An 11,592-nucleotide genomic window follows, 5' to 3' on the forward strand; every position below is an offset into this window, starting at 1 on the left:
GTCCCTGCGTCGTCCGCGCCACGCACCCGCCGGCGGGGCGGCGCGGGATCATGCCGCGGGCACGGCGGATGGACGGCCCTCCGGTGCGACGCGGGCGGTCGGCCGCCCAGCCCCCGGGCCGGTCGGCACCCGCCCCGTCTGCCTCCCCCGCTGCAGCGCCGCACGTTCGCCGGCTCGTCGCAGCACGTCGACCTGGGCCTCGTTGTACAGCGCCGCGACGGCGGTCATCCACGTCCGGGCCGCGGTTCTCTCGTCCTGACGCAGGCGCTCCTGCGGCGCGCTGAGCCAGGGGTGGTCCGTCACCGCCCTGGCGATCGGACCGGCCAGCTGCCGGGCGAGGCGGTCACGGGTCACCTCGTCGGCGTCGGCGGGCAGCTCTTCGAACTCCGCGGTCACCTCGTCGACCTCACCGTCCAGCATCTCCCGGACGTCGGCCATGGCGACCTCGTCGTAGAGCTGGGCGTAGACCAGGGCGAGCGAGCGCTCGCGCGGCGACATCCGCTCCGCGACCCGCTCGAACCCCGAGGGGACCCCGCCGGTCGAGCCGTGACGCAGCATCGCCTCGATCTCCGCGCGTGCCCGTCGACTGCGCTCGACCGTCTCCACCAGCTCGGCGTCGATGTCGAGCAGGACCCGTGCCGACGTGCCCACGCCGTGCTCGTGGAGCTCGAGCTCGGCGATCGGGACGCCGACCTCCCGCAGGCGCCTGATCTGCAGCAGGCGGACGAGGTGCTCGACGCCGTAGTGCTTGTACCCGTTGGTGCCGCGGTGGGGCTGGTCCAGCAGGCCCCGGCGGTGGTAGTGCCGCACGGTGTTGACGGTCGTACCGGCCAGCAGGGCCAGCTCTCTGGTGCTCCAGGACATCGGTTCCCTCCGGTCCTCGTTCAGGGACGGTCCACCAGCCGGACCCCGTCCGCAGCGGTGGGAAGGGCGACGTGGGCCCGGTGGACGGCCGCCGGCAGCGTGCCGTCCCGCCGCGCCTCCACGTCGGCCTCCTCCAGCGTCACGGTCGGGGGCTGCGGGATCGGTGGCGGGGTGGTGACGACGGGGTCCTGGCAGGCGGTCAGCACGACCAGCAGGAGCGGTGCGGCCGGTACCGCGACGACGGGGCGCAACCGCCGCGGGCGACGCCAGCGGGCCCCGGTCGGGCCGGTGGCGGCTGGGTGATCAGGCATCGGCTCGCTCCTCCGCCCGGAGGAGTCGGGATGCTACCCACGTGGTGCACCTCCGGTGGCCACCAGCCTGCTCGATCCCTGGCCCGGGCGACATTCCGCGCAGGGAGGGATTGCGCCTACGACTTTGGTCGCAAGGGCCGACGGGTCCGGGCGGTGGGTACGGGGCAGCCGGACGCTCAGAGCAGGAACGAGTACAGCAGCGTCGCCACGCAGAGCACCAGCATCCCGGTGGCGTTGACGAAGAGGTTGCGGCCGAGGTCGCGGGCCCGCACGTGCATGGTGATCGCGACGACGAAGTAGAGCACCAGCCCGACCGTGGTGACCAGCCCCAGCCAGGGCATCCAGATGCCGGCCACCAGCCCGAGCGCGGCCGCGCTCTTCAGCGGCGGCAGCACCCACCACCAGCGGCGCGGGAACCCCACGTCGGCCAGGCAGCGGGCGACGAACGGCAGCGGGCGCAGGCAGATCACCGCGTCGCCCAGCTGGACCAGCGCCAGCACCACCACTGGCCACACCGGGTCGGGCAGCGCGCTCACGGGTCCGACGCTACGCCGGGCACGCCTAGGCCAGGAAGCGGGTCACCGGGGTGTCCGGGGGCAGGTGGGTGACGTGGATGGGGCTGGCCTCCATCCGGGCCAGCAGCGCCGCCAGGTCGGCCGGGTCGCCGAGCTCGATCCCGACCAGGGCCGGGCCGACCTCGCGGTTGTTCCGCTTGACGTACTCGAACAGGGTGATGTCGTCGTCGGGCCCGAGCACCTCGTCGAGGAAGAGCCGCAGCGCCCCGGACTGCTGGGGGAAGTCGACCATGAAGTAGTGCTTGCGGCCCTCGTGCAGCAGCGCCCGCTCCTCGATCTCGGCATAGCGGCTGAGGTCGTTGTTGCCGCCGCTGACCAGGCAGACCACGGTCTCCCCCGGCTCCAGCCCGAGCGGGGTGCGCAGCGCGGCGGTGGCCAGCGCGCCGGCCGGTTCGGCGATGATCCCGTCCTCGGAGTAGAGGTCGATCATCTCCACGCAGACCAGCCCCTCCGGCACCGTCACCACCCGGTCCAGCCGGTCGCGGACGAGGTCGAGGCAGAGCTCGCCCACCCGGGCGACCGAGGCGCCGTCGACGAAGGTGTCCACCTCGGCCAGGGTGGTCGGGTGCCCCGCGCCGAGGGCGGCGGAGAGGCTGGCCGCACCGTGCGGCTCGACCGCGACGACCCGTGTGGTGGGGTGGTGCTCGGCCAGCCAGACGACGCTGCCGGCCACCAGCCCGCCGCCGCCGACCGGCACCACCAGGACGTCCGGGGCCCGGCCCAGCTGGTCCACCACCTCGCGCACGACGGTGCCCTGCCCGGCCACCACGCGGGGGTCGTCGAAGGGCGGCACCAGCACCGCGCCGTCACGGGCGGCGTCCAGGCGGGCTGCCTCGGCTGCCTCGTCGAAGTAGCCGCCGGAGACGATGATCTCGACCCGGTCCCCGCCGATGGCGGCGACCCGGCGGCGCTTCTGCCGCGGGGTGGTGCGGGGCAGGTGGATCCGGGCGCGGACGCCGAGGGCGGCGCAGGCGAAGGCAACCCCCTGGGCGTGGTTGCCGGCCGAGGCGCAGACCACACCGCGCCCGACCTCCTCCGCGTCCAGCTGGGCGATGAGGTTGTAGGCCCCGCGCACCTTGTAGGAGCGTCCGGCCTGCAGGTCCTCCCGCTTGAGCAGCACCTCGGAGCCGGTCAGCCCGGACAGCCGCGGGTGCGGCTGCAGCGGGGTGCGCAGCACCGTCCCCTCCAGCCGGGCGGCGGCGGCGTCGACGTCGGCGGCGGTGACGGCGGGGCGGCTGGGCTCGGGCACGACCGGCATTCTCCCGCGGGCGTGCCCCGGTGGCGCACCGGGGCCGCCGAGTGTTCCACCGGGTCCGACCGGGCTCAGTAGCGGCGGCCGGAGATCTTGCGCAGCACCTGCTGCAGCCGACGCCGGTTCGCCGGCTTCTCCAGCTCGCGGCGCCCGCGGGCGACGGCCTGCTTGCCCTGCGGGGAGCCCAGGAAGCGACGGATCTTGTCGGTGAGCGCCATGGTCGGGATCCTCTCCTCGGCCGGTCCGGGTGGCGGTCAGCGTAGCGCCCGCCTCCCGACGTCCGCGAGGACGCGCCGGAGGGGTCCGGACGCGCACCGGCGCCGCGACCTGGGTGGTCGCGGCGCCGGTGGTCGGGCTCAGTTGACGGTGAGGACCGTCCCGGAGCCGTCGAGGTACTCCACCCAGCCCAGGTACGGGCTGGTGCCGTCGACCCGGTTCCAGCGGGCGGTGACGGTGATCGGCTCGCCCACCTCGGCGGTCGGGTCGGCCGGGGTGACCCGGAGCCGTCCGTCGGCCGAGTCCTCGGTCACCACCGCGCCGCGGTGGGTGAAGGCGGTCGAGCTGGTGCCCGGCGCGTTGGCGAAGTTGACCACCTGGCTGATGTAGCGACCGGGCGCCGGTGCGGGCAGCACCACCGTCTCGTCCGCCGCCGCGGAGGCCGACTGCGCCACCAGGGTGGCCGTGCTGCCCTGCACGCGGTACACGTACAGGTCGAGGTCGGCCCGCTGGGCCGGGGTGCGGGTGGTGAACTGCGCCACCTTGGCGCCCTCGGCGACCGTGGTCTCGTACTGGGTCGCCGCCCCGGCCGGCAGCGTGCCGTTGCTGGCCGCGCCCTGGGCCAGGCCGTAGGCGCGGATCGGGAAGCGGCCGTCGACGCCGGGCTGCACCTCGAACTGCAGCTGGCCGTTGCGCCCGCTGCCGGCCACCGACTCCGGGGCCAGGAGCGCCCGCGGGGTGACCGCGATCGGGCTGCGGACCGTCGTCTGGGCCCCGCTCCAGGTGAGCGAACCGGTGGCGGCCTCGTCGAAGTCCACCGAGCGGTTGGTGAGGGTGACCTTGAAGGTCTTGGTCTGCCCGGCGCTGTCGAAGTTGAGGATCGACGGGGTGACCTCGACGTCCACCCCGGGCACCGAGGCCTGGGCGCGGTAGAGCCCGGGCTCGACGGCGGTGACGCGGCGGGTGACGGTCTGGGTCCTCAGCAGCGAGCCGACCGCGATCGAGGGGGTGTTGTAGTCGCTCGGGTCGACCGCCTCCACCCCGGTGCCGGTGCTGACACCGGTGCCTTCGAGGAAGGCCAGCCAGTCCTCGTCGGCGGAGTCGTAGACCAGGCCGGGCTCGAACATCCTCGTCGGGGTGAGCTCACCCGCACCCTGGACGAACGGGTCGGTGACCGGCTCGCCCTCGGCGTCCACCAGGTCCTCGGCGGTGGTCATCAGCGCCGACTTCACCTGCATCGGCGACCAGGTCGGGTGCACGCCGGCGCCGTAGTGCAGCGCCGCGGCGCCGGCGACGTGCGGGGCGGCCATCGAGGTGCCGGAGTAGAAGTCGAAGTCGCGTCCGGAGTTCGACGGCGGGGCGACCGCGGCGAGGACGCTCACACCGGGCGCGGCGAGATCGGGCTTGACCAGGTCGCCGCCGGTGGCGGTGGACGGCCCGCGGCTGGAGAACCCGGCGATCTGCGGGTAGGGCATCGTGTCGCCGGTGAGGTTGCCGGGCTCGAGCGTGGCGGTGGCGTCCGGGGTGGCGGCGTAGGCCTTCACCTCGGTGGAGGCCGGCGGGTTGAGGTGCACGGTGGGCACGCTGTGCAGGTCGCCGTCGAGGCTGAGCTCGCTGAGGTTGACCAGCACCATGCCGATGCCGCCGACCCGCGCGACCTCGGCCGACTTTGCCACCCGGTCGACGACACCGCGGTCGCAGACGACGATCGTGCCGGTCGCCTCGGCCGGGTCGAGGGTGCCCGGCGCGCACAGCGCCGCGTCCGCGTCGGTGGCGCCCGCGGCCTTCACCTCGACGGCCACCTCCAGCGGCGCCGGCCCGGTGGTCTCGTCCACGGTGGTGCTGATGCCGCTGTACTGCTCGCCGTTGCCGAGCACGACGGTGCCCTCGTAGGGGGCCACCGTGCTCGCCGCGACGGTGGTCACCCACGGGGCGGTGTTGTCGAGGGTGGACGCCCCCGGACCGCTGTTGCCGGCCGAGGCGGAGACGAAGATGCCGGCCGAGGCCGCGGAGAGGAAGGCCAGGCTGATCGGGTTGTCGACCGCCGACTCCGAGCCGCTGCCGATGGAGTAGTTGATGACGTCCACCCCGTCGGCCACGGCCGCGTCGATCGCCTCGACGATGTCGGAGGTCCAGCCGCCGGTGGTCTCCTCGGTGGTGCCCTCCCACAGCACCTTGTAGCTGGCGATCGCCGCACCGGGGGCCACCCCGGAGACGGTGCCGAAGTCGTTGCCCTCCACGGTGGCCGGGACGTCGGCGTTGCCGGCGGCGGTGGAGGCGGTGTGCGAGCCGTGACCGCCGCCGTCGCGCGGGGAGAGGTAGTCGTTGCGGTACGCCTCGGGGACCGCGGCCTCCCAGCCGTCGGAGAAGTAGCGGGCGCCGACCAGCTTGGTGCTGCAGAGGTCGGCGGTGAACTCCTCGCCGGTCTCGCACTCGCCGGTGAAGGTGCTGCCGTCGGACTTCGCCATGACGATGTCCTCGCCGTCGCGGTAGGCGCGGTACGGGTCGTCGTCGCCGGGCTCGGTGGCGCTGAGCTCCTCACCGGCGAAGGACGGGTTCTCCGGCCAGATGCCGGTGTCGAGGACGCCGACCACGACACCGCGGCCGGCGGCGTCGGTGCCGCCGAGGCTCTCCCACACCCCGCCCGGGCCCGAGAGCCGCAGGTAGTCCACCGAGTTCTTGTCGTCGGTGGGCTTGTGCAGCTCGTCCTTGCTCACCGACAGCACGCCCGGGGTGGTCTCGAGCTCGCGGGCCTGGTCGGCGGTCATGGTGGCCGTGAAGCCGTTGAGGCTGACCGCGTAGCGACGGGTCGGCTCGACGCCGACCCGCTCGGCGGCCTCGTCCTGGCGCTCCTCGAGGTGGCGGCGGTACTCCCGCGCCGCGGAGGAGGTGGTGTCGACCCGGCGGCCCTCGGTCGGGCGGGTGCGGGCGATGCCGTCGGTGCCGCCGTCGTAGGTGGCCAGCGGCTCGTCGGTCAGGGTGACGATGTAGCGCCCCGACGCCGGGACCGGCAGGTCGGAGGGCGGCACCGCGGCCGCGGGTGAGCCCGTCAGCACGACGGCGGCGGCGCAGGTGGCGGCCGTCAGCCCGAGCAGGCGACGGCGGGGTGAGGTTGGCACAGGCTCTCCAGGGGGTGGCAGGAGGTGGGTGCCCGGTCAGGGTTCCGGCCGGGAAATAGGCTGAACATAATCGCGTCCGGCCCCCGTGGGAAGACCATCTCTCCGGCGTGCCGGCCAGGACGCCCCAGATCTGAGGAGGGACCCGTGCGCATCCACCCCTGGCGGATCGGCCTGCTGGTGCTGCTCGTGGTCGCCGCCTGCGCTCCGGGCGCGCCCGGGCCGGCGCCGCAGGCCACCCCGTCGACGCAGGCGCCGAACAGCCCGAAGCCGACTCCCCCGCCGCCCACCGTCGAGCCCACCCCGACGCCCGGCGGCGGCGCGGACGAGCTGGTGGTGCAGGTGGACGACGGCAGCGGGCAGGTGACCACCTGGACGTTGCGCTGCGACCCGCCCGGCGGGGACCACCCCGACCCGGAGGCGGCCTGCGCCGCGCTGGAGCAGCACGCCGACGCGTTGCAGCCGGTACCGGCCGACCGCCAGTGCACGATGCAGTACGGCGGCCCGCAGACCGCCACCGTCACCGGCAGCTGGCGTGGTCAGCCGGTCTCCAGCCGGTTCGCGCTGACCGACGGCTGCGAGATCGCCCGCTGGACGGCGCTGACCGGGCTGCTGCCGCCCGCCGGCTCCTGAGCGCGGCGGGCGGCGGCCGATCCTGGCGTCAGCCCCGGTTGGAGAGGTCCCGGGCCTGGTTCTGGGCGGTGATGGCGATCTCGATCGCCTTGAACGCGTGGGCCTGGCCCATGGCGTCCTCGGTGCGGTTGAGGCAGTCCAGCACCAGTCGGCCGAAGAACGGGTAGCCCACCGTGCCGGTGACGTTGAAGTGCCGTTCCTGCTCGCCGTTGACGAGGAACAGGTGGCCGGGGCCGTCGGAGGTGGCGAGGTTCATGTACTTGCGCTGCTCGATGTAGCCCTCGGTGCCGAGGATGAAGGTTCGCCCGTCGCCCCAGGTCTGCAGGCCGTCGGGGGTGAACCAGTCGCAGCGCAGGTAGCCCACGGCCCCGGTGTCGGTGACCAGGTGGGCGTCGCCGAAGTCGTCGAGCTCGGGGTGCTCGGGGTGGGCGTGGTTGGCGATCGTGCTGCTCACCACCTCGGCGTCGGTGGAACCGGTGTAGTGCAGGATCTGGTCGACGTTGTGGCTGCCGATGTCGGTGAGGATGCCGCCGTAGCGGGCGCGCTCGAAGAACCACGCGGGTCGGCTGGGCGCGTTGAGCCGGTGCGGGCCGAGCCCGATCACCTGGATGACCTTGCCGATGGCGCCCTGCTCGATGAGCTGCTCGGCGAACACGGCCGTCTCGACGTGGACGCGCTCGGAGTAGTACACGGCGTACTTGCGCCCCGTGCGGGCCACCGCCTCGCGGGCCGCGGCCAGCTGCTCCAGGGTCGTCAGCGGCGCCTTGTCGGTGAAGTAGTCCTTGCCGGCCTCCATCACCCGCAGACCCAGCGCGCAGCGCTCGCTGGTCACCGCGGCACCGGCCACCAGCCCCACCTCGGCGTCGGCGAGCACCTCCTCCTCCGAGCGGGCCACTCGCACGTCGGGGAACCGCGCGCGGAACTGCTCCACCTTGGCCGGGTCGGGGTCGTAGACCCACTTCAGCCCGGCGCCGGCGCCGATCAGGCCCTGGCACATGCCGTAGATGTGGCCGTGGTCCAGCCCGATCGCGGCGAAGGTGAAGTCGCCGGGCTCGACGACGGCGGCGGGGACGGGGGCGGGGGCGTAGGTCCCGCCGTCTGAGGCGCTCATCGGCTCTCCTTGTCGTTGTCCTGGGTGTCCGCGGTGGGGGCGCCGGAGACGCTGATCGCCCCGGCCTGCTCGGTGACCGAGGCGGTCTTGGTGAAGAAGCGGGGAGCCCGCTCGGTGAGGGTGCCGGGCAACGACCAGGGGTCGTCGGCGGCCAGCGGCAGGTCGACGGTGCGGCGCTCCACGCCGGCCCGGTAGATGGCGGTGATGAGCTCGATGGTGCGGCGGCCGTCGTGGCCGTCGACCACCGGCCGGCGGCCCTGCTCGATCGCGCTGAGGACGTCGTCGACCTGGCCGGTGTGGCCGGTGTGGGCCAGCGGCGGCTGCTCGGCGGCCAGCGTCCGCAGCCGCTCCACCAGGGCCGGGTCGCCGCCCGGCACCGGGAACCCGTTGGGCTGGGTGACGTCGGCGACCACGTCGCCGTCGAGGGCGATGCTGGCCTCGCGGCCCTGCACCACCATCTGCTGGCGCTCGCCGTGGTCGACCACCGAGCTGGTGACGGTGGCCAGCGCCCGCTGGTAGGAGAGCACCGCCACCGAGAGGTCCTCGATCTCGGCGTTCTCGTGGGCGGCGTTGGTGAGCACCGCGGTGACGGCCTGCGGTGCGCCCATCAGCCACAGCAGCAGGTCGATGTGGTGGACGGCGTGGTTGAGGGTGCAGCCGCCGCCCTCCTGCTCCCAGGTGCCGCGCCACCACAGGTCGTAGTAGGGCAGCCCGCGCCACCACGCCGAGGTCACCTCGACCCGGGAGACCGGCCCGGTCAGCCCCGAGTCCAGCGCCGCCTTGAACCGGACCACGTCGTCGCGGAAGCGGTTCTGCGCCACCGAGGAGAAGAGGGCGCCGCCGGACCGCTCGGCGGCCAGGATCGCGTCGCAGGCGGCCAGCGAGGGCGCCATCGGCTTCTCGCACAGCACGTGGACGCCCGCGGTCAGCGCGTCGACGCTGATCTGCTCGTGGGTGGACGGCGGCGTGCAGACGCTGACCAGGTCGACGTCACCGCGCTCGAGCAGCTCGGTGTGCGAGGCGTGCACCCGTGCGTCGGTCAGCCCGAAACGCTCCCGGGCCGCCTCGGCCTTCTGCGGGACGATGTCGGCCAGGGCGACCACCTGGCAGCGGTCGGGGAAGGACCGGTAGGCCTCGAGGTGGGCTGGGGAGATGTTGCCGGTGCCGATGACGGCGACCTTGATCACGCTGCGACTCCTGCTCTTCGTCGTGCGGGGGCGGGCGGGCCCGGCCGCACCGAGCGGCGCGGACCGGCGGGCGACCACGCTAGTGGACCGGTGACCGAGGCCGTGTCAGCCCCCGTCCGGCGAGACCCCGGGGCGCCGCAGGGCGTGACGTGCCGGGGCGCAGCGCGTGCGGCAGCCACAACGGGACGGCCGAGCGGTAGTCCTCGAACTGCTCACCGAAGCAGGCGCGCAGGAAGCGCTCCTCCGACGGCCGGACCAGCAGGTGCCAGGCCAGGGCACCGACGGGCGGCACCAGCAGGTAGGTCGGCGACCCGAGCGCCAGGGCGACGCCCAGCGACTGCGCGACCCCGCCGACCGCCATCGGGTTGCGCACCCACCGGTAGGGCCCGGAGACGACCAGCCGGGCGGCGGCGTCGAAGGGCACCGGCGTCCCGCCGCCCCCGGCCATCGCCACCGCGGACCGGACGCCGAGCGCGCTCGCCGCGACCAGCAGCACCCCGCCCAGCACCCGCCCTCCCGGTATCTCGAGGCGGCGGACCCCGGCGGCGCGCTCCACCCTCCGCAGCAGGGTGGGCAGGGCGACCAGGGCGAGGAACCACACCAGCGCCATCCACGCCAGCGTCTTGAGCAGGTGGCGCCGGCCGGAGGCCGGTCGCGCCGTCCGGTAGAGCCTCACGCCGGCTCCGCCTCCCGGCGGCCGACCACCAGCAGGCAGGCCGCGGTGGCCGCCGTGCCCGCGACCATCGCGACCAGGCCGATCCAGCCCTGGCCGGCGCCGAGGACCTGGCCGACCGTCATCGCCGTGCCGTAGCCGATGGCGCCGAGGACGGCGCCGGTCAGCACCGGGGCCGCGGGGTGGGCGGTGGCGGCGAACCGGGAGGCGGTCAGCGAGACGACGGCGAGGACGACGTCGGGCGGCAGGTAGGCGTCCAGCAGGGCCGGCTCGCCCAGCTCGAAGAGCGCGCGGACGTCGGGCCGGAGGGCGAGCAGCGCCCACCACACGCCGACGGCGACGCCCTGGGCCGCGAGGTAGGCGGAGGCGAGGCGGCGGGCGGTCACCGGCTCATGATGGCGTGCCCGTCCGACCCGGCGCTCCCTGCCCCGGGCGCCCGGCGGGTGGACGACCGGTGTCGGCGCTCGACCGGGTGTCACGATCCCGGGCTCGCAGACGCCGGATGCACCCAGGAAGGTGACACTCGACCGGCGGCACGCCAGGACCTCCCCGCCCACCACCGCCACCGGTGCCGGGACGCTGCTCAGCTGCGGTCGCCGGCGGGGGTGGCGGCGAGCGAGCCGAGCAGCCGGAGGGCGGCGGCGCTGCCGGAGCCGGGACCGGCGGAGTAGACGACGAGCTCCTGGCCGGGGCTGGCGCGGACGTCGAAGGTCTGCATGGTCAGGGTGAGCTCGCCGACGTCGCGGTGGCTGAACCGCTTGCGCAGCAGGGTCTTGCCGCGCGCGTCGTGGTCGGCCCACCGCCGGGCGAACTCGGGGCTGACCTCCAGCAGCTCGGCCAGCACCTGCCGCACCCGCGGGTCGTCGGGGGCCTCGCCGTGGCTGAGCCGGAAGGCCGCCACCGAGCCGCGGGCGACCTCGTCCCAGTCGCGGTAGAAGGTGCGGGCCGCTGGGTCGGTGAAGACCAGGTGCAGCAGGTTGCGGGTGGAGCTCCAGGAGTGGAACAGCGCGTCGGCGATGGCGTTGGAGGCCAGCACGTCGTAGGCCCGGTTGTAGACCACGGCCGGGTTCTCGGGCCAGGCGGCGACCAGGTCCTGCAGGGACTGCTCGACCCGTTGGGTGACCGCCGTGCGGGCCCGCGGGGCCAGCCCGGCCACCCGGAACAGGTGCAGGCGGGCGTCCTCGTCCAGCCGCAGCGCCGAGGCCAGCGCGTCGACCACCTGCGCAGACGGGCTGCGTTCGCGGCCCTGCTCGAGCCGGACGTAGTAGTCGACGCTGACACCGGCCAGCAGCGCCACCTCCTCCCGGCGCAGCCCCGGGACGCGGCGCCGGCCGGTCGGGGGCAGCCCGACGGCGTCGGGGGTCACCTGGGCACGGCGGGAGACCAGGTAGCGACCGAGCTCGTTGTCGACCATGTCCGCAGCGTAGGACGCGGGCGCGCCCCGAGGGTGGGTGCGGTGCTCCCCCGAACGCCGCGGCCTCCCGCCGCGCCGTCGGGGCGACCACGGTGGAGACATGGACACGAACCAGACCCTGACCACCGCTCCCGCTCCCACGCCCAAGGTGGTGCTCGTCACCGGCGCCAGCAGCGGCATCGGCGAGGCCGTCGCCGCGGGGCTCGCCGGACGCGGGCACCACGTGGTCGCCGGCGCCCG

Annotated in this window: 12 protein-coding genes; 1 reads left to right on the forward strand and 11 read right to left on the reverse strand. The window is 74.6% G+C overall.

What is annotated here, in order from left to right; translation table 11 throughout:
• Positions 1 to 48 precede the first annotated feature (48 nt).
• The 6 genes from DVA66_RS10720 to DVA66_RS10740 all read right to left on the reverse strand — a co-directional run bounded on the left by DVA66_RS10720 (position 49) and on the right by DVA66_RS10740 (position 6,337).
• Positions 49 to 864 (reverse strand): MerR family transcriptional regulator, encoded by an 816-nt coding sequence (locus DVA66_RS10720; RefSeq protein ID WP_114560077.1) that lies wholly within the window; start codon positions 862 to 864, stop codon positions 49 to 51.
• A gap of 20 nt (positions 865 to 884) precedes the next feature.
• The gene (locus DVA66_RS10725) at positions 885 to 1,175 is read right to left on the reverse strand and encodes a hypothetical protein (protein WP_114560078.1); all 291 of its coding nucleotides are present in this window, start codon (positions 1,173 to 1,175) and stop codon (positions 885 to 887) included.
• A 176-nt stretch (positions 1,176 to 1,351) separates the two neighbouring features.
• Positions 1,352 to 1,711, reverse strand: coding sequence for a DoxX family protein (locus DVA66_RS10730; RefSeq protein ID WP_114560079.1), 360 nt, complete (start codon positions 1,709 to 1,711; stop codon positions 1,352 to 1,354).
• A 25-nt stretch (positions 1,712 to 1,736) separates the two neighbouring features.
• A complete protein-coding gene (gene ilvA, locus DVA66_RS10735; protein ID WP_232821893.1) occupies positions 1,737 to 2,999 on the reverse strand; it encodes a threonine ammonia-lyase IlvA in 1,263 nt (420 codons plus the stop codon).
• 74 nt (positions 3,000 to 3,073) lie between these two features.
• Complete coding sequence (locus DVA66_RS20900; protein WP_157973949.1) at positions 3,074 to 3,220, reverse strand: hypothetical protein; 147 nt, start codon at positions 3,218 to 3,220, stop codon at positions 3,074 to 3,076.
• 138 nt (positions 3,221 to 3,358) lie between these two features.
• Entirely contained in the window at positions 3,359 to 6,337 is a 2,979-nt protein-coding gene (locus DVA66_RS10740; RefSeq protein WP_114560081.1) for a S8 family serine peptidase, read from the reverse strand.
• A gap of 144 nt (positions 6,338 to 6,481) precedes the next feature.
• Here DVA66_RS10740 and DVA66_RS10745 point away from each other — a divergent pair, with 144 nt between their 5' ends.
• A complete protein-coding gene (locus DVA66_RS10745) occupies positions 6,482 to 6,967 on the forward strand; it encodes an SSI family serine proteinase inhibitor (RefSeq protein ID WP_157973950.1) in 486 nt (161 codons plus the stop codon).
• Between the two features lie 28 nt (positions 6,968 to 6,995).
• Here DVA66_RS10745 and DVA66_RS10750 read toward each other — a convergent pair whose 3' ends face one another.
• The 5 genes from DVA66_RS10750 to DVA66_RS10770 form a co-directional block, all read right to left on the reverse strand.
• The gene (locus tag DVA66_RS10750) at positions 6,996 to 8,078 is read right to left on the reverse strand and encodes a Gfo/Idh/MocA family protein (RefSeq protein WP_114560083.1); all 1,083 of its coding nucleotides are present in this window, start codon (positions 8,076 to 8,078) and stop codon (positions 6,996 to 6,998) included.
• A complete protein-coding gene (locus tag DVA66_RS10755) occupies positions 8,075 to 9,265 on the reverse strand; it encodes a Gfo/Idh/MocA family protein (RefSeq protein ID WP_114560084.1) in 1,191 nt (396 codons plus the stop codon). The genes DVA66_RS10750 and DVA66_RS10755 overlap by 4 nt, the downstream gene beginning before the upstream one ends.
• 79 nt (positions 9,266 to 9,344) lie before the next feature.
• Positions 9,345 to 9,941 (reverse strand): methyltransferase family protein, encoded by a 597-nt coding sequence (locus DVA66_RS10760; protein WP_114560085.1) that lies wholly within the window; start codon positions 9,939 to 9,941, stop codon positions 9,345 to 9,347.
• Positions 9,938 to 10,324, reverse strand: a complete 387-nt coding sequence (locus DVA66_RS10765) for a hypothetical protein (protein ID WP_114560086.1) — start codon at positions 10,322 to 10,324, stop codon at positions 9,938 to 9,940. The genes DVA66_RS10760 and DVA66_RS10765 overlap by 4 nt, the downstream gene beginning before the upstream one ends.
• 197 nt (positions 10,325 to 10,521) lie before the next feature.
• The gene (locus DVA66_RS10770) at positions 10,522 to 11,352 is read right to left on the reverse strand and encodes a helix-turn-helix domain-containing protein (RefSeq protein WP_114560087.1); all 831 of its coding nucleotides are present in this window, start codon (positions 11,350 to 11,352) and stop codon (positions 10,522 to 10,524) included.
• Positions 11,353 to 11,592 lie beyond the last annotated feature (240 nt).

It is taken from the genome of Desertihabitans aurantiacus, from assembly GCF_003344635.1.
Classification (GTDB): Bacteria; Actinomycetota; Actinomycetes; order Propionibacteriales; family Propionibacteriaceae; genus Desertihabitans; species Desertihabitans aurantiacus.

What these genes read in the sequence shown, in the direction of transcription:
- DVA66_RS10720 (WP_114560077.1), bottom strand. Translation starts at nt 864, where the DNA reads ATGTCCTGGAGCACCAGAGAGCTGGCCCTGCTGGCCGGTACGACCGTC.
- DVA66_RS10725 (WP_114560078.1), bottom strand. Translation starts at nt 1,175, where the DNA reads ATGCCTGATCACCCAGCCGCCACCGGCCCGACCGGGGCCCGCTGGCGT.
- DVA66_RS20900 (WP_157973949.1), bottom strand. Translation starts at nt 3,220, where the DNA reads ATGGCGCTCACCGACAAGATCCGTCGCTTCCTGGGCTCCCCGCAGGGC.
- DVA66_RS10750 (WP_114560083.1), bottom strand. Translation starts at nt 8,078, where the DNA reads ATGAGCGCCTCAGACGGCGGGACCTACGCCCCCGCCCCCGTCCCCGCC.
- DVA66_RS10770 (WP_114560087.1), bottom strand. Translation starts at nt 11,352, where the DNA reads ATGGTCGACAACGAGCTCGGTCGCTACCTGGTCTCCCGCCGTGCCCAG.